Genomic DNA, 18,678 nt, shown 5'->3' with positions numbered 1-18,678 from the left:
ACCCGTCGGGTAGTGGGCATTAACACAGCATAACCGAAGGGGTCGGCACCGGCCCGATCCCACTCATGATGACATACTGGCCAGACGCAACCCGGGGGGGTTGAAGTTCTCGCGTGTTTCTCGCGCTTGTCTCCCACCCGACGGACGTCTATGGAAACGGTGGAGTGTGATGCCGCGTCAGAAGGCGGGCAAGCTCGGTGAGATCCTGTTGGCGACCTCGTTGATCACCCCCGGCGAGCTCGACAAGGCCATTGCGATGCAGGCGAGGACCGGGAAGCGATTGGGCCAGATCCTGATCGAGCAGGGATCCGCGACGGAAGATGACGTCGCCTGGGCGCTCAGCAACCAGTTGATGTACCCCTACGTGTTTTTGAGCCACGACCTCATCGACGACGAGGCCCTCCGGCTTCTGCCGGAGGCATTCCTGCGTGAACACCACGTCTTCCCCATCCATCGATTCGGCCAGCAGGTCACGCTGGCGATGGCGGATCCCACCGATGAACACACGGTCAATGAAGTGGCCACGCGGACCGGTCTCCAGGTCAACCGGGCGGTGGCGCTCGAGTCCAACATCGAAGAGATGCTGCAGCGGCTTCCTCCGCAGCAGCAGAAGGGATCGCGGCGCCCGGCCCGGGGGCCCGAGGCCCAATACCTGCAGTTTCACCTGACCCACGCCCTGCAGGAGGGGGCCTCGGAGATTCACTTCGACCCGGCCGCGGACGGGCAGCATCGGGTGCGGTACCGCCTCCAGGGCATCCTCGTCGACCGGGCCGGTCATCCAGAGGAACGTCACGCGGGACTGATGGGTCACCTCCGGGAGTTTGCGGGTCTCGCCGACGCGCCGGCGGCCACCGCCACGACATCGGTGACCGTGGGTGACATCGAGGCCCGCGCCGTCGTCTCCGTCGTTCCCGCGACCGGTGGACCGGCGGCGACGATCGCACTCTACCCATACCGCACCGGTGTGCCAGATCTGCTGCCCCTCGGGGTCGATGCGAAGATCACTCAGGCGCTCCGAGGAGCCCTCCAGAGGTACCGCGGCGCCCTGGTGATCGGGTGTGCCGATCCGCTCGTGCGGACAATGCTGATCCGGGCGCTCCTTCCCGAGAGTCCTCGGAAGAAGGTGTGGGCGATCGAGAAGCTGCCCGTCTACCGGAACCCCGCGATCACGCAGACGGCCATCGAATCCTCCGCGCAGGCGGCGGCGCTCTTGGGGGGCGCCTTCCGCGCCGGCGTCGATCTGGTCGCGGTCGATGATGTGTCCGACGCCTCGACGCTGCGCATCGCGCTCGAGTGCGCGCGGACGCGGAAGGTCATCGCAGGGCATCCGCAGGGGGACGTCGCGGGGGTGGTCGCTCAGGTGATCGCGGCGACCGGCGGGGCGCTGGTCGCGTCTACCCTGACCGGTGTGCTCGCCGCCCGGAAGGTCCGGCTGCTCTGCCCGGAATGCAAAGAGCGCCTTGGACAGACCTCGGGGGCGGCCGTCGTGCGCCACACGTTTACCCCGCGCGGGTGCGCGACGTGTGGATTTACCGGCTTTCGAGGATATCGAGTGTTGACGGTGGCGTGGGTCCTCAGCCCCAACGACCGCGGCCGGCTCCGTGGCGGCGGACGAGAAGCTGCGCTGGCGCGCCTCGCAGAGGCCGCCGGGTCGGCCTTGCGCGAACAGGGCCACGCCCTCATCGATGACGGGTTGACGTCGATCGAAGAGCTATCGCGGGTACTGGAGGGATCTTGATGGACATCACGGATCTCCTCGTTCAAACGAAGGAGCAGGGCGCATCGGACCTCCACCTCACCGTGGGGTCTCACCCGACGCTGCGGCTCAACGGCAAGCTCACCCGGCTCGACATGCCGCTCCTGACCCGCGAGGATATCCATACGATGCTCTACGATATCCTCACCGATGAGCAAAAGGCGAGGTTCGAGGCGACCCACGACCTCGATTTCTCGCTCGAACTCAGCGGGGTCGGGCGGTTCCGTGTCAACGCGTTCCTGCAGCGGTTGGGGGAAGGGTTCGTGCTGCGGTTGATCCCCTCCAAGATCAAGACGCTCGATGACCTGGCGATGCCGCCGATCCTCAAAGACTTGGCGATGAAGGACCGCGGGCTGGTGTTGGTGACGGGGCCGACCGGCTCGGGGAAGTCGACCACGCTCGCGGCGATGGTGGATCACATGAACGGCCACCGCGAAGACCATATCATCACGATCGAGGACCCCATCGAGTTCATCCACGAGCACAAGAAGTGCAACATCAACCAGCGGGAGGTCGGTCCCCATACGCTGTCCTTCTCGGCCGCACTCCGAAGCGCGCTCCGCGAAGACCCCGACGTGATCTTGGTCGGCGAGATGCGGGACCTCGAGACGATCGCGCAGGCGCTGACCGCCGCGGAAACGGGCCACCTGGTGCTGTCCACCCTCCACACGAACAACGCCCCGCAGACGATCAGCCGTGTCGTGGACGTCTTCCCGCCGCATCAACAGGAGCAGATCCGTGTCCAGATCGCCGATGCCCTGCTGGGCGTCGTCGCACAGACGCTGATCCCGTCCATCGACAACAAAGGGCGGGTCGCGGCGATGGAGATCATGGTCGCCACGCCGGCGATCCGCAACCTGATCCGGGAAAACAAGGTGCATCAGATTCCGTCGGCGATTCAGACGGGCGCCCGTGAGGGGATGCAGTCCCTTGATCAGGCGCTCAAGGCGCTGGTCAAGACCCAGAAGATCAGCAACGACGAGGCGCTGAAGCGGGCGGTCGAAAAGCAGGCGTTCGCCCAGGAAGGGGCCGCCGCTAGCCGCCCCGACTTCGCCGGTCTCCGCACCCAGCGATAGGGATGGACATCAACGATCTCCTGATCCACATGGCGAGCCGCCAGGCCTCGGATCTATATCTCAAGACCGAGGCGCCACCGATGTTGCGCATCGCCGGCCAGCTCTCGCCGCTGGGGGAAACGCTGCTGACGTCCGAGGCGGTGGAGCGCCTCGCCGCGCAGATGATGCAGCCGCGGCACAAGCGCGAATTCGAGGAGCGCCAGCAGGTCAACCTGGCGTACTACACTCCGGCGCTGGGGCGGTACCGGGTGAACATCTACACACAGCGGTCGGCTCCCGCGATCGTCATCCGGCGGATCAAGAGCGAGATCCCCACGTTTGAGGAGCTGGGGCTGCCCAAGGTGATCGTCGGGCTCGCCAGCGCCCCCCGCGGGCTCGTGCTCGTGACCGGGCCCACCGGATCGGGAAAATCCACCACCCTCGCGGCGATGATCGACTATCGCAACCGCCACGCGCCGGGCCACATCGTCACCATCGAGGACCCGATCGAATTCGTCCACGCCGATCATGAGAGCCTGGTGAGCCAGCGCGAGGTCGGGACCGATTGCGACTCGTTTAACACCGCGCTCAAGGACGCGCTCCGGCAGACCCCCGACGTCATCCTCATCGGCGAGATGCGGGACGTCGAGAGCGCCACTGCAGCGGTGCACTTCGCGGAGACCGGGCACCTCGTGCTGAGCACTCTGCACTCGGTCAACGCCAGCCAGACGATCGAGCGGATCCTGCACTTCTTCCCTCAGGAGTCGCACGACAACGTCCAGCTGCAGCTCTCCCTGAACCTGCTCGGCGTGGTCTCGCAGCGGCTGATCCCGAGGCCCGGCGACGGCGGCCTCGTGCTGGTGGCGGAGTTGATGCTGGCCACCCCGCACATCCGCGAGCTCCTCAAGAAGGGCAATGTTGGGGGGATCCGGACGGCGATCCAGGCCGGGGGGCAGGAGGGGATGCAGACCTTCGATCAGGCCGTGTACACGCTGATCCAGGACCGCGTCATCGACGTCGAGACCGGGATGCAGTACGCGGACAGCCCGAACGACGTTCGGCTGCGGCTCCGCGGCCTCGTCTAACGTTCCTCCGGGACGATTCGCCACGAGTACGTAAGCTCGGCGCCCCAGCGCAGCATCGCGGACACAGAACAGTAGCGGGTCTGGCTCAGCTCCACCGCTCGGGTCACTTGATCCGGTCGCAGCGTCGCTCCGGTGAACACATACTCGAGCGCGATTCGGGTGAAGACCTTCGGGTGTTCCTCCGCCCGGTCCGCAGTGATGCGGATCTCCAGCCCGTCGAGCCGCGCCCGCATCTTGTTGAGCACGCTGATCACGTCCATGCCGGTGCACCCACCGAGGGCCAGCAAGACAGTCTCCATCGGCGAAGGACCGGCCCCCTGGCCGCCGTGCTCCGGCCGAGAGTCCATCGTGATGGTCGTGCCGGCGGTCCCGGTCCCTGTGAACTGCATCTCGCGGGTCCAGCGGACTGTCGCGTCCATGCACGCACCTCCGGGATATCCATCATTCTACACCACGCACGCCCGGCCGATCGGGTCCCAGGAGTGCGGCGCGCGCCGGTGGAAGAACCTACCGAACGCCCTGGGCCGGGAGGACGTCCGCATGGAACTGCACGCCGTGGCGGTCGAGAACCCGCAGAGCCTCAACCTGATCTTCGGACACTCCCACTTCATCAAAACGGTTGAGGACCTGCACGAAGCCCTAGTCGGAACCGTGCCCGGCATCCGGTTCGGGCTGGCGTTCTGCGAAGCCAGCGGGCCAAGGCTCGTCCGGACGAGCGGCACCGACCCCGCGCTGGTCGACCTGGCCGGCCGGAACGCCGTGGCGGTCGGGTGCGGGCACACGTTCTTCATCTTCCTCGGGAACGCCTATCCTGTAAACGTGCTCGGGGCGGTGCGCCAGGTCCCGGAAGTGTGCCAGATCTACTGTGCCACCGCCAACCCCGTCGAGGTCATCGTCGCCGCGACCGGCGCGGGGCGGGCGGTGCTGGGCGTGGTGGACGGCCAGCCGCCCCTGGGCATCGAGGGACCGGACGACGCGCAAGCGCGGCACGACTTGCTTCGCCGCATTGGGTACAAATTGTGACAGGTCGTGGGAGGGATGATGATGACGCAGGCTAACGTGGCCCGCGCGGCTCCAGGGCGGCTCCAAGGCATCCGGGCTCCGCGGGAAGTCCGGCTTCCCCAGATGGTGCGCGTGGCCCAGCGGTGGTCGTCCCCCGGCCGGTGCGATGTCGAGGGCCAGATCCACCGTCAACTCGACGCGCCCGAGATCGCTCGGCGGATTCCCAAAGGGGGGCGCGTCGCCGTCGCGGTCGGAAGCCGGGGGATCGCGGAGATCGACACGATCGCGTCCGCGGTCGTTGCGGCCATCAAGCGGCACGGGGGGACGCCGTTCATCTTCCCGGCGATGGGGAGCCACGGGGGCGCGACCGCGGAGGGCCAGATCGAGGTGCTGGCCGCGCTCGGCGTGACCGAAGCGCGGGTGGGGGCGCCGATCGTCTCTTCCATGGATGTCGTCGAGTTGGGGCGGCTGCGCGACGGCTCGGAGGTGTACTGGGACCGGCACGCTCACGCCGCCGCCGCCGTGATCGTAATCGGACGAATCAAACCCCACACGCTCTTCCGAGGCCCATTCGAAAGCGGCCTCATCAAGATGTCGGTGATCGGCGTGGGGAAGCAGCGGGGCGCGATGTCGATCCACGCGACCGGGCCCCAGGACCTGGGCCCGCGTCTGGCAGAGGCGTGGGAGATCATCCGCAGGCGCACGCCGATCGCGTTCGGCGTCGCGGTGGTGGAGGATGCGTACGATATCCCGGTCGAGATCGCCGCCGTCCCTGCGGACGCGGTCCTCGACCGGGAGCCCGTGCTGCTCACGAAGGCGCGAGCCCTGATGCCGAGCCTGCCGGCCCGCGACATCGATGTCCTCGTCGTCCAGGAAATCGGCAAGAACATCAGTGGGGATGGGATGGACCCGAACATCACCGGTCGATACCTCTCCCACGTGACGGGCGGCCCGACCATCCGAAGGTTGGCCGTGTTTGACTTGACCGAGGAAACGCACGGCAACGCGACGGGGGTGGGCATGGCCGACTTCATCTCGCAGCGGGTGGTGGATAAGATCGACCTGGAGCCCACCTACATGAACGGGATCACCGCCGCGATCACGGAGGGGTCGCGTCTCCCGATGATCATGCTGACCGATCAGGACGCGCTCTGGACCGCGGTGCTGACCACCCAACGGCCGACGTCGGGCGACGAGCGGATCGTGTACATCCGCAATACGCTCGCGCTGGGGGAGGTCGCCGTGTCCGCCGCCCTCACGCTCGATCTTGAGCCGCACGCCACCGTGGCATCGCAGCCGTTCGCGCTGGAGTTCACGCGGGACGGCGCCCTCGTGTCCCCGCTTGCTCCCGCGGGGGTCGGCGCGAGGCCGGATTGGGGCGCTTTCTAGCCCATGGAGCACAAGATCGTCCGGCTCAGGCAGGCGTTACGGGATCTCGACGGTGTCGTGGTCGCGTTCTCGGGCGGCGTCGACAGCGCGTACCTGCTCGCCGTGGCGCACGACGTCCTCGACGACCGCTGCGTGGGGGTAACCGCGGTTTCCCCCTCGCTCGCGCAGGAAGAACTCGGCGCCGCGCGGCGGATCGCCGCGTCGATTGGGGCCCGCCACATGGTGGTCGAGACGGACGAATACGAGGATCCTCGATACCGCCGGAACGACGTGCAGCGGTGCTACTTCTGTAAGCACGCGCTCTTCACGCGCCTCGGCGGTGTCGCCGCGAGCCTGGGGTTGGCCGCCGTGGCCTACGGTGCCAACCTGGACGACCTCGGGGACTACCGTCCCGGGATGCGCGCGGCCGGAGAGTTCGCGGTTCGCGCCCCCCTGCTCGATGCGGGCCTGACCAAAGTCGAGATCCGCGCGCTGGCCCGAGAGCGGGGGCTCGAGGTCTGGGACAAACCGGCGTCGCCGTGCCTCGCCTCCCGGATCCCGCACGGCACCCCGGTCACGATGACCGCGCTGCGCCAGATCGAAGCGGGGGAGCGCGTCTTGCACGACCTCGGCTTCCGCGACGTTCGGGTGCGTCACCACGGCGAGGTCGCGCGGATCGAGGTCCCGGTCGAGGAGATCGCCCGGCTCCGGGAGATCGGCCCGTATGTGATGGCGGCTCTGCAGGCGGTGGGGTTTCGCGACGTGACCGTGGATCCGCGCGGGTTGCGGTCGGGCGGGTTGGTCGCGGCGGCACTGCGCGAACGCGGCGGGGTCACGGCCCCGGGAGCGGGGCATGAGCCGCCTCGGGGGCCCTGCCGGTGAACGACGAGGCGCTGGCGCGGCTCCTCACCGAGGTGCGCGCGGGGCGCATGACCATCGAGGCGGCTCTCGCGGAGTTCCGCTGGCTCCCGTTCGCCGAGTTGGGGTTCGCGAAGGCCGACACCCATCGCGTCCTCCGGCGGCGAGCCGCGGAGGCCGTCTACTGCCCCGGCAAGACGGTGGACCAGATTCTTCAGATCACCGCGGAACTTCGCCGTTCCGATGCGGTCGTGCTGCTGACCCGCGCTGCGCCCGAGGTCGCGGCGGACGTCCTCCGTGCACTCCCCGAGGCCCGCCACATCAGCGGAGCGTCGCTGGTCGTCGTGGGCGCGCTGCCGGAATCCCGGACAGGGTGCATCGGAGTGCTCACCGGCGGGACGAGCGACATCGGTGTGGCAGAGGAGGCCGCGTGGACCGCCGAAGCGATGGGGGGCGCCGTGGCCCGAGCGTATGACGTCGGCGTCGCCGGCCTCCACCGGCTCGGCGCGCAGCGGGATCTTCTCGAGCGGGCCCGCGTGCTGGTCGTGGTGGCCGGCATGGACGGCGCGCTCCCGGCCGTCGTGGCCGGGCTCACCCGCGCGCCCGTGATCGGGGTGCCGACCAGCATAGGATACGGCGCGCACTTGGGCGGCCTCGCGCCCCTCTTGACGATGCTCAACGCATGCGCACCGGGGGTCGCGGCCGTCAACATCGACAACGGGTTCGGCGCCGGGTATCTCGCGGCCGTGATCAACGCCGGCGCGGGTACGACCGACGTCACTCCACGGCGTCCGGATGCGCATCGGCTACCTTGATTGCGGAAGCGGGGCGAGCGGCGACATGCTGCTCGCCGCGCTCTTAAGCGCCGGGTGGACCGAATCCGGGCTTCGCGACGTGGTCTCGGAGCTCGGCGTTCCCGTTCGGATCACGGTCAGCCGCGTGCACCGGCGCGGTGTCCCGGCCACTCGGGTTGACGTACAGGAAGGCGACCCTCCAAACTCCCGTCCCTACCCGGCGCTCGGCCGGATGCTCGCGGCGAGCCGGATCGAGGAACCCCTGCGCCGCTCCGCGCTCGCGGTCTTCGCGCGCCTCGCGGCGGTGGAAGCGAAGGTCCACACCACGCCGATCGAAGAGGTGCATCTGCACGAGCTCGGCGGCCTGGACACCATCGTCGACGTCGTCGGCGTGCTCGCGGGATTCCGCGCGCTTGGGCTTGAGCACGTGGTCGCATCTCCCGTGAACCTCGGCCGGGGGTGGGTGACGATCCACCACGGGACGGTCCCGGTGCCGCCGCCGGCAACCGCCGCGCTCATCGAGGGCATGCCCGTGTACTCAGGCGAGACCGAGGGCGAACTCTTGACGCCTACCGGGGCGGTCCTACTTGCCACCCTCGTGAACGACTGGGGGTCGCTCCCGCCTCTCCGGCTCGACCGCATCGGCACAGGCGCGGGCGCGGCGGACCCCCCGCGCGCGAACGTGCTCAGATTGTTCGTGGGTGAGGCACTGGAGTCGGCGGCGCCGATCCCGTCGGGATCCCGCCAGACCTATGGAACGATCGGTCCCGGGCGCCCACAGGCTGAGCGGCTCGTCGTGCTGGAGACATCCATCGACGACATGAATCCTCAGCTCTACCCGCACGTGATGGACCTGCTCTTTGGCGCCGGCGCGCTGGATGTGATGACGATCCCGGCCCTCATGAAAAAGGGGCGCCCGGGTCACCTACTGCGCGTGCTGGCCGAGCCCGATCTCGCCCAGGCCCTCTCCCAGATACTGATCGCGGAAACGACGACGCTCGGCGTGCGCATCTACGAGGTCACCCGGCTCGCAGTCGGCCGCAGGCGTGTGGACGTGGAGACGGAGTACGGCACGGTTCCGGTCAAGGTTGCCGCGGATCCATCCGGCGTCCTCACGATGACCCCAGAGTTTGACGCCTGCCGCGCCCTCGCCGAGCGCCTCGGCGTGCCGGTCAAGCGGGTGATCGCTGCGGCGCAACGCGCGGCCGCAGGCCGAGAGGGTCAGGTGCCCCACGGCTGATGTCCCGCCGATCAGGGACCGTTCATGCTCGCGACGACCAGGTGTCGCGTGAAGGAGGGGCCCGGCGAGGGCGAGAACTCCGGGCGGGTGATCCCCACGCCCGGAGGCTCCCGTGCACGTCCGCGATCTGTTTGATTTGACAGGCAAAGTCGGGATCGTGACCGGGGGATCGCGCGGGCTCGGCTATCAAATGGCGGTGGCGCTTGCCGAGGCGGGCGCCGCGCTCGGGATCACCGCGCGGAAGGCCGACGAGTTGGAGCGGACGGCGGGTGAGCTGCGCGGGCGCGGATATCGGGTGGTCGCGGTGCCATGCGATGTCGGCCGGCCCGAGCAGATCGACGCCGCGGTGGCCCGGATCCTGGGCGAGTACGGTCAGATCCATATCCTCATCAACAACGCCGGAACCACCTGGGGCGCGTCGGTGTTGGAGATGCCGCTCGACGCGTGGCGCAAGGTGATGGAGACCAATGTCACGGGGATGTTTCTGATGTCGCAGGCCGTGGGACGGTCGATGATCGACGCCGGTCACGGAGGAAAGATCATCAACATCGCGAGCGTCGCCGGCCTCGTCGGGACGGACGCAGACGTGATGGATGCGGTGGGCTACAGCGCGAGCAAGGGGGCCGTGATCGCCCTGACCCGTGATCTCGCCGTCAAGTGGGCGCGGCACGGCGTCGCCGTCAACGCCATCGCCCCCGGGTTCTTTCCAAGCAAGATGACCCGGTGGCTCATCGAGCATCGCGAAGAGGCCATTCGGTCGACCATTCCCATGCGCCGCTTGGGCGGTGAGGACGACCTCAAGGGTGCGGCCGTCTACCTGGCCAGCCGGGCCAGCGACTTTGTGACGGGGCAGGTTCTGGTTGTAGACGGCGGGGCGACGGCGTGGTGAGCGCCCCGACCCGGGGAGGCACGATGGAAGCGGACGCGGTCCGGCGGTTGTGCGTGGTGGGTGCCGGGACGATGGGCCACCAGATCGCGATGCTCGGCGCGCTGGCGGGCTGCGCGACGACGGTGGTGGACGTACGACCGGAGGCATTGGAACAGGCCCAGGCCCACAATCGCGCGCACATGGCGCGGTGGGTCGCGCGGGGGCGGGTGACCGAACAGGATGTGGCCCAGGCGTTTGAACGGCTGCGGTGGACGACCCGCCTGGAAGACGGGGCCCGGGACGCCGATTTCGTGATCGAGGCGGTGATCGAGCGTCTCGAGGAAAAGCAGGAGGTCTTCAAGGCGGTCGATCGGGCGGCCCCGCCTCATGCCGTGCTCGCAACGAACTCGAGCACGATCCGGTCGTCGCTCTTGGCGCCGGTGACGACCCGGGCCGACCGCGTGTGCAACATGCACTTCTTCAACCCGCCGCTCGTGATGGAGCTCGTGGAGGTGGTCATGCACCCGCAGACCGCTCCGGCGACCATCGCGTCGGCGATGGCGTTGGCCCGGCGGATGGGGCGAACGCCCGTCCTGTTGAAAAAAGAGATCTCGGGATTCGTCGTGAACCGCATCCTGTGGGCCCTCGTGGACGAGGCGGTGCGCCTCTACGAGGCCGGGGTCGCATCGTTCGAAGATATCGACATCGCGATCAAGAAAGGTCTCCGGCATCCGATGGGGCCGTTTGAGCTGATGGATTTCAACGGCATCGACGTCGCCTACAACGTCCGGATGCAGCGGTTTCGAGAGACCGGGGACCCCCAGGAGCAGCCGCCGCGCAGCATCGTGGAAAAGTACGAGCAGAAGGCGTGGGGGCGCAAAACCGGCAAGGGATGGTACTCGTACCCGCGGCCGGGATCAGCGTAGCGCCATGTCACAGGTGAGGGGCGACGCATGGTGACGGAAAAGCGGGTCGCGGGAGGGATGTGGCTGGTGGAGGCGCCCGGCGCCGGCGCGGTGTTTACGCCTGAGCGGTTTTCCGACGAGCACCTGATGATTGCGCGGACGGTTCGGACCTTTCTCGCACACGAGATTGCCCCGCTGGACGCCCGGCTCGAGCAGAAGGATCTGCCGCTCATGCGTGAGGTCATCCAAAAAATCGCCGCGCTTGGCGTGTTCGCGGCGGATGTGCCGGGCGAGTACGGCGGGTTGGGCCTCGACCTGATGACCGGCCTGCTGCTCGCCGAGACGATTTCGCGCGGCTCCGTCTCGTCGAGTGTCGGCGCCCACCTGACGATCGGCATGCTCCCTATTGTCTTCTTTGGGACGGACGCGCAGCGCCGGCGGTACCTCCCCCGGTTGGCGGCCGCGGAATGGATCGGGGCGTACGCCCTCACGGAGCCCACCGCGGGGTCCGACGCGCTCTCGCTGAGGACGACGGCCGTCCCCGATGCCGAGGGCGCCTACCGGTTGTCGGGGGCCAAGCAATTCATCACGAACGGCGGCATCGCCGACGTCTTCATCCTGTACGCCAGGGTCGACGGGAAGGTGACGTGCTTCATCGTCGAACGGACCGCCCCCGGGTTCACGGTCGGGCCCGAAGAACACAAGATGGGCCTCCGCGGCTCGTCCACCACCTCGCTGTTCCTCGACAATGTGCGGGTGCCCCAGGAAAATGTGCTGGGGGAGATCGGCCGGGGACATGTTGTGGCCCTCAACATTCTGAACGTGGGCCGGCTCAAACTGGGGGCCGGATGCGTCGGGGCCGCCAAGCACGCCCTGCGAGACGCGGTCGCGTACGCGCGGGAGCGGCATCAGTTCGGCCGTCCGATCGCGTCGTTTGGGCTCATCAAGCAAAAAATCGCAGAGATGACGCTGCGCCTCTACCTTGCCGAGAGCGCCGTCTACCGCGCGGGCGGACTGCTCGACCAGGCGCTCGCCGATGTCGACCTCGGGGGGGACGACCGCGGACGCGGGGCCGGCCGGGCGCTCGAGGAGTACGCGCCCGAGTGCGCCATCAACAAAGTGTTCGGCTCAGAGATGCTCGATTTCGTCGTGGATGAGATGGTCCAGATCTATGGGGGGTACGGGTTCATCGAGGACTACCCGGCGGCCCGGGCCTACCGGGATTCACGGATCAACCGGCTCTATGAGGGGACGAATGAGATCAACCGCCTGGTGATCGCAGGCCAATTGCTCCGGCGTGCCGGCGCAGGGCGGATTCCGCTCATGGACGCCGCTCAACGCGCGGCCGCGGGGCTCGGAGATGCCGCATCCGGCCGGTCCGGTCCAGAGGGAGACGCCCTCGCCCGCGCCAAGTCCGTGGTGCTGGCGTGTCTCGGTCGGGCAGTCGACCGGCACGGCGCGGGCCTCGACGATCACCAGGAGATCTTGGGATGGCTCAGCGAGCAGATCATCCAGGTGTTTGCCGTGGAATCCGCAGTGCTTCGGGCGCAACAGGCGGGCGGGTCTCATTGGGGAAGCCTGATGGCGGCGCTCGCCCGCGAGGCGGTCGGCGAGCTGGGGCCACGTCTCGAGCGGCTTGCAGTCCGCATTCTGTCGGCGCTCGAAGACGAGGCTCCGCTGAACCGGGATCGGGCCGGTGTGCGCGCGCTGCTGGAGGAGCCCCCCCACAACACCCTCACCGCCCGGCGGGCCATCGCCGATCGCGTGCTCGAGGCGGAGGGGTACCCGCTCGGGTTGCCCCCCGCGTAGGTCATCCGGCGCACAAGGAGGAGGAACACATGGAATTCGGGCTTCCGATCGGGGCGAGGATCCCGGAGTTTCAGGCCCGGGATCAGCACGGCGTGCTCCAGACCTTCGAGACCCTTCGTGGACCTCGGGGGCTGGTGATCACCTTCGTCCGCTCGGCGGATTGGTGACCGTACTGCAAAGCCCAGCTCGTGGAGCTGGAACAACGTAAGGCGGAGTTCGCGGCGCACGGGGTCGGGATCTGTTCGATAAGCTACGACAGCGTTGAGGTGCTGGCGCACTTTGCGGCCCGCAAGCAGGTCACGGTTCCGATGCTGTCGGACCCCAAATCGGAGATCATCCGCCGGTTCGGGGTTTTCAATGAGACGATCCTTCCAAGCGACGTCCATGGATATGGGATCCCGCATCCCGGGACCTTCATCGTCGACGAGCGCGGGTTCATCCGCGACACATATTTTGAGGAGAATTACATTCATCGCCTCACGGCGGCGACGATTCTTACCCGGGCGTTCGCCCAGCCGCCCGCGGCCCGCTCCTCGAGGCAGGCGGCGGACCACGTCACCGTGACGACGACGGCGACAGAGGACCGAGTCAGGCCTGGGAACCGCTTCACCCTGATTGTCGAGGTGGCACCGGCACCGGGGGTCCACATTTACGCGCCGGGCGCGGAGCGGTACGGGTACCACCCGCTCGCCGTGACCCTCGAGCCCCCGCCGTATTCGACAGCGTACCCGCCCCAATTTCCGGAAGCCGAGATCATGGAGTTCCCCGCTCTGGGAGAATCCGTGCCGGTCTACACTCGGCCCTTCCGGATCCTGGTGGATTGCGCCCTTGGGAGCCGCAAGGAATTGGCCGACCTGCTGTCCGCGGGCGCCCTGGTGATCCGGGGACGCGTCGCCCTCCAGGCCTGCGACGAGGCCGAGTGCTACGCGCCCCAGGAGATCCCGCTTACTTGGGACCTCGTCCTCGAGCAGATGGATACGGAGCGCGTTCCCGAGCGGTTGCAACGGGAAACGGCGAGCGTGATGCGGCCGGCCTGAGATCACCGATCCCGCGGGGCAATCTTCCTGCGATCTTGCTGCTGATTGTGTCCTAAGTGCCTCCCCAAAAGGGTATTCAACCGAGTATTCAGCTCATCTCGGACTGAGGGGAGGCATGGCCAAAGCGACGCGCCCGCACCCCCCGGCGGTCATCTCGATCGCCGAGGGCACGCAGGGGGCCGGCGACATGCTCGAGGCCTTCATTCAAGCCTCGCCGCTGGCCATTATCGTGATTGACCCGAACGGGATCGTCCGCCGCTGGAACTCCGCCGCGGAGCAGATGTTCGGGTGGACTGCGGCCGAAGCGGTGGGCCGTCCGAACCCCGTCGTTCCCCCTCAGGCTCAGGTGGAGTATCGCCGGCTTCGCAAAAGGGTGCTCAACGGCGAAATCCTGACGGGCGAAGAGGTCCGACGTCAAAGAAAGGACGGGTCTCTGGTTGATGTGAGGATCTCGTCGGCTGCTCTGCGCGACGCGTCGGGGACCGTGACCGGCATCGTGGCGTTTCTTGAAGATGTCACCGAGCGAAAGCTCACCGATGAAATGCGACAGCGTGCCGCGGCGATCGTGGAATCCTCTGAGGATGCGATCATGGGGGTCACCCTCGATGGGATCATCCAGGCGTGGAACCCGGGCGCGGAACGGATGTATGGATATTCGGCGGGAGAGATGATCGGACAGCCGGTCTCGACCCTGGTTCCCTCAGGAGCTGCCTCCACTATCCATCAGTATCGCGACCGTCTCCATCGCGGAGAGAGCGTCACGCACATCGAGTCCGTTCGAGTGAGGAAGGACGGCGTCCCTATCCGCGTCTCCCTCACGCTCTCCCCGATCAGAGATCACGACGGGAGGGTGACGGGGGTCGCGACGATTTCTCGAGACATCACCGAACGGAGGCGGGCTGAGGACGAGATCCGCCGGCGGGCGGCGCATCTAGAGGTCCTCAACCAGGTGATCGCCGCCGCATCTTCGGCCACAGATGTGACGCAACTCCTCGGAGTCGCCATCGACCAGACGCTGCGGACGCTCAAGTGCGAGATGGGAGGCATTTGGGCGGAGGACACCCACATCATGCACGGTCTCGCGCCGGACGCGGGGGCGGCGATCCAGCGCGCGTGTGCGGACGCGGGAGTTCGCCGGTCCGGGCCGGCCGGCATCGATGACTGGACCCGCGCCGACGATCCTGCGTCCAAGCCGCTGGCCTCCCTCATGACCAAGTTTGGCATCCGGGCGTCTCTCACCGTGCCGATTCGGACCGACGGCCGGTGCATCGGCGGGCTGGCGCTGGCGTCGTCCGAGCCTCGGGCATGGCAGCCCGAGGAGATCGCGCTGGCCGAAACGGTCGGCAGGCAGGTGGGCGCCGCCGCGCAGAGGCTCCGCATGTTCCAGGACACGCAGCAGCATGCCCGCCTGATGAGCCGTCTCGTGAGCCTCACCGAAACCCTCAATGCTCCGCTGACCGTGCCGGAGGCGGTGATTGCCATCGGGCAGGGGGCCATGCAGCTCTGCGCCGCCGATCGCGGGGCCGTGTACGTGCGTCAGCCCGAGGGGACGATCATCTGCCCGTGGTCGCTGGGGCTCTCCTCCGATCACATCGGCGAGGTCCTGGGCCGTCAATCGTCCCTGACGATCGGCCGGCTGATGGCGGGGGCTGCACAGGAGCGGCTGGTGCTCCCCGACGGGCGCACCCTCGACGCGAGAAGGCCCTTTATCTACAGCGACATGCAGGCCTTGCCGGACGGCGAGCTGGTTCGCCGGGTCGCCGAACGCGAGGGATACCGCGCCGTCGGCAACCTCCCCTTGATCTTCGAAGGGCGCGTGATCGCGGTGGTGAGCTGTTACTACGACACGCCCCGGACCTGGACCGAGCCCGAGCACGACGTGTATCAGTCGTTTTGTTGGCAGTCCGCGGTCGCGCTTCAGAATGCCGGGCTGCGCGAGGGACAGGCGCAGCGGACGATGGAGCTCGAAGTCCTCGCCGAGGTCAGCAAACGACTGCGGGCGGCCAGGACCGCGGAGGAGATGTACCCCATCCTCGTCGACCAACCGCTGGCGCTCTTCGGTGCCGGGTACGGGTCGCTGGCGCTCCTTGACGAGTCCGGGCACCAGTTTACGCGGGTGCATACTGTCGGACTACCCGCCGAACTCCCCGGATCCACGTTTTCCCTCACCGGGAGCCTCGCGGGCCGGGTGGCGGAGACCGGCGTTGCGCATGTCGCCTCTGATATCGCCGCCGCATCCCTGCCCAAGTGGAGGGATTCCCTCAAAGATCGAAGGATCGGACCCGTGGTGATCGTTCCCGTGCGCTCCGAGCAAGAAATCATTGGGACGCTCGCCCTGGCACGGATGCGAACACCCGACGTGCTTCCGTTTGCGGAAGCGGAGGTTCGCCTCCTGCAGGCGATCGCCGAGATCGGGGGCACGGCCATTCGCCGGGCCCGACTCTACCAAAACCTGGAGCAATCCTACATTCAAATGGTCCTCGCACTCGCACGCACCGTGGACGCGCGCGACACCTACACCTCGGGACACAGCGAGCGCATCGCCGTGTGGGCCGAGGCGGTGGCTCGGGCGCTCGGATGCGGAGCGGAAGAGATCCAGAACATCCGCTGGGCCGCGCTGCTGCACGACATCGGCAAAGTGGGCGTGCCCGACGAGATTCTGAGGAAGCCGGGAAGCCTCTCGGCGGCGGAGTGGGACGTGATGCGTCAGCATCCCGTCATCGGTGCAGGCATCCTCGTGTCGACCGACCGGATGCACGGGGTCGCGAAGATCGTGCGCCACCATCAAGAGCGCTGGGATGGGACGGGCTACCCCGACGGACTCCGAAGCGAGGAAATCCCGCTGGGGGCGCGGATCCTCGCCGTCGTCGACGCCTACAGCGCCATCACCGATAATCGGCCGTACAAGGCGGCGCGCACGCACGCGGAGGCGGTCGCGGAGCTCCGGCGATGCGCGGCCACACAGTTCGATTCCCGGGTCGTTGAGATCTTCTGTCGCATTGTGGAGGCGCCGGCATGACGTTGCTGCGGGCCTGGGCTCGTACTGGGGAGGAGTGGATCAGCGTGGTGCGGGTGCTGGTGCTGCTCACCTTGATTCCCGCGCTGTGGTTCGGGGTCATCCGCGTGACGCATCCTGCGCTCGATGTGAGCCTGGTATTGTTCGGAGGCTACGTGATCCTGCTGGCCCTCGGACCGCGGTGGCTCCCGGTGCTCCGCAAGACCGATCTCATCATCGCATCCGACATCCTCGTCGTCACGGCGGTTGCGCTCATCTCTGGCAACCTGAACAGCCCGTTCATCTACCTCTACTACCTCACGATCCTGGAGGCCGCGGTACGGCTCAACCTTCGCCAGGCGATCGCGGCGTCGCTGGCGATGGCCGGGATGATCGTGCTCCTCTGGACGCGGGCCGGGCAGATCGCCGCGCTGGAGACCACGGGGTTCAGGCTCGGATCGATCATCGCGGGGGGGTTCTTGCTCGCCTTGTTCCTCAGCGCGGCTGCGCAGGAGTATCGGACCACTCAGGAGCGGGCCGCGTGGGCGGAGCAGCTCGATCGCCGCCTGAAGGAGGCCACCGGACAGCTTCAGGCGCAACTCACGGAATTACAGTTCTACAATGATCTCGCCGGCCGGCTTTCGGGGGAGCTTCGGGTCGACGGCGTGCTCGAGATTCTGCTCCAGGTATTTCTCGCGACGATTGGCCTCTCGAGGGGAGCGGCCTATATCCTTGGTGAGAGCGAGGTTCCGAAGTTTGCGGCGGCGATGGGATTCGATTGGGGCCGAGCCGACCGAACCACGGAATCTCTGTCCTTCCCCGCTCTCCCAACGGGGGCAAGCGGGGGCGAGGTGTTGATCCACCGATCGGCAGGCGAAGAGGGACAACCAGATCAACCCGTCGCATTCGTGCCCCTCATACGAGCGGGGGCCCTCCGGGGATGGCTCTGCGGGTTCGGCGATATCCCGGAGTCCTTCGCTGATCACGTCCTTCGGCGGCTCCGCGGCATGGCTACCCAGGGCGTCTCCGCGCTGGAAGCGGCCCGGCTGCACGAGGAAGTGCAGCGGATGGTGAGCGTCAATCCGACGCGGTCACTCTACCCCTGGAACGGACTGCACAAGCTGATCGCTGAGGAGATCCGCCGTTCCACAGAACTCGTGCTCGTCTTCTCCCTCGCGGAGATTCAGTTGGAGGATTATGGGGGAACCACCTGGGCCGAGGATAACGACCGGGACCTCGTTCTCCGCCGGGTGATGAAGCTCTTGCAGACCTCCCTGCGGCGTGTGGATGTCATCTCCCACGACGGCTCCGGGCGGTTCGTCTTGCTGCTCTCGCGCGTGTCCAAGATGCAGGCCGTCGAGATTCTCAGACGGCTGAGCCAAAAGCTCGAAGAAGACTCGGTCGCGGCCCGGCTGCTCGAGGTCACCCGTCTCACCGTGACCGCCGGCGTGGTGACATTTCCGGAAGACGGCAGTACGGTGTCCAACCTGTTCGACAAACTCGGAGATCTCATCGCCCAGGGACCGTCGGTCCCGGCCCAAGTACACGTGCCGTCGTCATAACGTCAGCATCCTCGACGGAGCCACTCTCCCTGCCTCGATCGATCCCTCATCCGGCGGATCGTAACCCGCGCTCGCGCGCTGCACGTTCTGTGGTTACCTTGACATGGCGGGGACGCGGCTATTAGACTTGCAAGTGGCGGGAGTGCCGCCATTGCGGGGGGCGTGGTGTAGCCTGGTTTAACACATCTGCCTGTCACGCAGAAGATCGCGGGTTCAAATCCCGTCGCTCCCGCCAGTACATTTTCGGTACGCTCTCGCACTGCGCCGGGGTAGCTCAGGTGGTAGAGCAGGGGACTGAAAATCCCCGTGTCGGCGGTTCAACTCCGTCCCCCGGCACCATATTT

16 protein-coding genes, 2 tRNA genes and 1 pseudogene are annotated in these 18,678 nt (G+C 67.4%); 18 read left to right on the top strand and 1 reads right to left on the bottom strand.

Annotated elements, in window-relative coordinates; translation table 11 throughout:
• The first annotated feature begins 169 nt into the window (after positions 1–169).
• The 3 genes from VFP86_15880 to VFP86_15870 are packed head-to-tail and all read left to right on the top strand — an operon-like array spanning position 170 to position 3,896.
• Positions 170–1,738 carry an ATPase, T2SS/T4P/T4SS family gene (locus tag VFP86_15880; protein HET9001117.1) on the top strand — a complete coding sequence of 523 codons (1,569 nt, stop codon included), beginning with the start codon at positions 170–172 and terminating at the stop codon, positions 1,736–1,738.
• On the top strand, positions 1,738–2,832 hold the full coding sequence (locus VFP86_15875; GenBank protein HET9001116.1) for a type IV pilus twitching motility protein PilT: 1,095 nt from the start codon (positions 1,738–1,740) through the stop codon (positions 2,830–2,832). Before VFP86_15880 ends, VFP86_15875 begins: the two co-directional genes overlap by 1 nt.
• Positions 2,833–2,834: 2 nt before the next feature.
• Entirely contained in the window at positions 2,835–3,896 is a 1,062-nt protein-coding gene (locus VFP86_15870) for a PilT/PilU family type 4a pilus ATPase (protein HET9001115.1), read from the top strand.
• On the opposite strand, the gene VFP86_15865 is transcribed toward VFP86_15870, so the two are convergent.
• Positions 3,893–4,315 (bottom strand): OsmC family protein, encoded by a 423-nt coding sequence (locus VFP86_15865; protein HET9001114.1) that lies wholly within the window; start codon positions 4,313–4,315, stop codon positions 3,893–3,895. The genes VFP86_15870 and VFP86_15865 overlap by 4 nt on opposite strands.
• Before the next feature lie 121 nt (positions 4,316–4,436).
• On the opposite strand from VFP86_15865, the gene VFP86_15860 reads away from it, so the two are divergent.
• The 15 genes and pseudogenes from VFP86_15860 (at position 4,437) to VFP86_15790 (ending at position 18,673) form a co-directional block, all read left to right on the top strand.
• Entirely contained in the window at positions 4,437–4,919 is a 483-nt protein-coding gene (locus tag VFP86_15860) for an adenosine-specific kinase (protein HET9001113.1), read from the top strand.
• A gap of 21 nt (positions 4,920–4,940) precedes the next feature.
• On the top strand, positions 4,941–6,287 hold the full coding sequence (locus tag VFP86_15855; GenBank protein ID HET9001112.1) for a lactate racemase domain-containing protein: 1,347 nt from the start codon (positions 4,941–4,943) through the stop codon (positions 6,285–6,287).
• Positions 6,288–6,290: 3 nt separating this feature from the next.
• Complete coding sequence (gene larE / locus VFP86_15850) at positions 6,291–7,148, top strand: ATP-dependent sacrificial sulfur transferase LarE (GenBank protein ID HET9001111.1); 858 nt, start codon at positions 6,291–6,293, stop codon at positions 7,146–7,148.
• Positions 7,145–7,939 carry a nickel pincer cofactor biosynthesis protein LarB gene (gene larB, locus VFP86_15845; GenBank protein HET9001110.1) on the top strand — a complete coding sequence of 265 codons (795 nt, stop codon included), beginning with the start codon at positions 7,145–7,147 and terminating at the stop codon, positions 7,937–7,939. Before larE ends, larB begins: the two co-directional genes overlap by 4 nt.
• The gene (gene larC, locus VFP86_15840) at positions 7,920–9,158 is read left to right on the top strand and encodes a nickel pincer cofactor biosynthesis protein LarC (GenBank protein HET9001109.1); all 1,239 of its coding nucleotides are present in this window, start codon (positions 7,920–7,922) and stop codon (positions 9,156–9,158) included. The genes larB and larC overlap by 20 nt, the downstream gene beginning before the upstream one ends.
• A gap of 112 nt (positions 9,159–9,270) precedes the next feature.
• Positions 9,271–10,047, top strand: a complete 777-nt coding sequence (locus VFP86_15835) for an SDR family oxidoreductase (GenBank protein HET9001108.1) — start codon at positions 9,271–9,273, stop codon at positions 10,045–10,047.
• Between the two features lie 23 nt (positions 10,048–10,070).
• On the top strand, positions 10,071–10,952 hold the full coding sequence (locus VFP86_15830) for a 3-hydroxyacyl-CoA dehydrogenase family protein (protein HET9001107.1): 882 nt from the start codon (positions 10,071–10,073) through the stop codon (positions 10,950–10,952).
• Positions 10,953–10,979: 27 nt separating this feature from the next.
• Complete coding sequence (locus tag VFP86_15825) at positions 10,980–12,740, top strand: acyl-CoA dehydrogenase family protein (GenBank protein HET9001106.1); 1,761 nt, start codon at positions 10,980–10,982, stop codon at positions 12,738–12,740.
• Between the two features lie 29 nt (positions 12,741–12,769).
• Positions 12,770–12,907: a hypothetical protein gene (locus VFP86_15820; GenBank protein ID HET9001105.1), complete on the top strand. Its 138-nt coding sequence runs from the start codon at positions 12,770–12,772 to the stop codon at positions 12,905–12,907.
• Between the two features lie 12 nt (positions 12,908–12,919).
• Positions 12,920–13,195, top strand: a pseudogene (locus VFP86_15815) (redoxin domain-containing protein).
• Between the two features lie 105 nt (positions 13,196–13,300).
• Positions 13,301–13,777, top strand: coding sequence for a protein-disulfide reductase DsbD domain-containing protein (locus tag VFP86_15810; protein HET9001104.1), 477 nt, complete (start codon positions 13,301–13,303; stop codon positions 13,775–13,777).
• 115 nt (positions 13,778–13,892) lie between these two features.
• A complete protein-coding gene (locus tag VFP86_15805; GenBank protein ID HET9001103.1) occupies positions 13,893–16,796 on the top strand; it encodes a PAS domain S-box protein in 2,904 nt (967 codons plus the stop codon).
• Positions 16,793–18,334 (top strand): diguanylate cyclase, encoded by a 1,542-nt coding sequence (locus VFP86_15800; protein HET9001102.1) that lies wholly within the window; start codon positions 16,793–16,795, stop codon positions 18,332–18,334. Before VFP86_15805 ends, VFP86_15800 begins: the two co-directional genes overlap by 4 nt.
• A 156-nt stretch (positions 18,335–18,490) precedes the next feature.
• A tRNA-Asp gene (locus VFP86_15795) sits at positions 18,491–18,569 on the top strand.
• A 28-nt stretch (positions 18,570–18,597) separates the two neighbouring features.
• A tRNA-Phe gene (locus tag VFP86_15790) sits at positions 18,598–18,673 on the top strand.
• Positions 18,674–18,678 lie beyond the last annotated feature (5 nt).

Source organism: bacterium (assembly GCA_035703895.1).
In the GTDB taxonomy this organism is placed as follows: Bacteria; Sysuimicrobiota; Sysuimicrobiia; order Sysuimicrobiales; family Segetimicrobiaceae; genus Segetimicrobium.
This window is presented reverse-complemented; position numbering and strand designations above follow the sequence as displayed.

Excerpts from the sequence above, each read along its gene's own strand:
- VFP86_15875 (HET9001116.1), top strand. The coding sequence starts at position 1,738 with ATGGACATCACGGATCTCCTCGTTCAAACGAAGGAGCAGGGCGCATCG.
- VFP86_15830 (HET9001107.1), top strand. The coding sequence starts at position 10,071 with ATGGAAGCGGACGCGGTCCGGCGGTTGTGCGTGGTGGGTGCCGGGACG.
- VFP86_15860 (HET9001113.1), top strand. The coding sequence starts at position 4,437 with ATGGAACTGCACGCCGTGGCGGTCGAGAACCCGCAGAGCCTCAACCTG.
- VFP86_15820 (HET9001105.1), top strand. The coding sequence starts at position 12,770 with ATGGAATTCGGGCTTCCGATCGGGGCGAGGATCCCGGAGTTTCAGGCC.
- larE (HET9001111.1), top strand. The coding sequence starts at position 6,291 with ATGGAGCACAAGATCGTCCGGCTCAGGCAGGCGTTACGGGATCTCGAC.
- larC (HET9001109.1), top strand. The coding sequence starts at position 7,920 with ATGCGCATCGGCTACCTTGATTGCGGAAGCGGGGCGAGCGGCGACATG.
- VFP86_15865 (HET9001114.1), bottom strand. The coding sequence starts at position 4,315 with ATGGACGCGACAGTCCGCTGGACCCGCGAGATGCAGTTCACAGGGACC.
- VFP86_15805 (HET9001103.1), top strand. The coding sequence starts at position 13,893 with ATGGCCAAAGCGACGCGCCCGCACCCCCCGGCGGTCATCTCGATCGCC.
- VFP86_15800 (HET9001102.1), top strand. The coding sequence starts at position 16,793 with ATGACGTTGCTGCGGGCCTGGGCTCGTACTGGGGAGGAGTGGATCAGC.
- VFP86_15825 (HET9001106.1), top strand. The coding sequence starts at position 10,980 with ATGGTGACGGAAAAGCGGGTCGCGGGAGGGATGTGGCTGGTGGAGGCG.
- VFP86_15870 (HET9001115.1), top strand. The coding sequence starts at position 2,835 with ATGGACATCAACGATCTCCTGATCCACATGGCGAGCCGCCAGGCCTCG.
- VFP86_15855 (HET9001112.1), top strand. The coding sequence starts at position 4,941 with ATGACGCAGGCTAACGTGGCCCGCGCGGCTCCAGGGCGGCTCCAAGGC.
- VFP86_15880 (HET9001117.1), top strand. The coding sequence starts at position 170 with ATGCCGCGTCAGAAGGCGGGCAAGCTCGGTGAGATCCTGTTGGCGACC.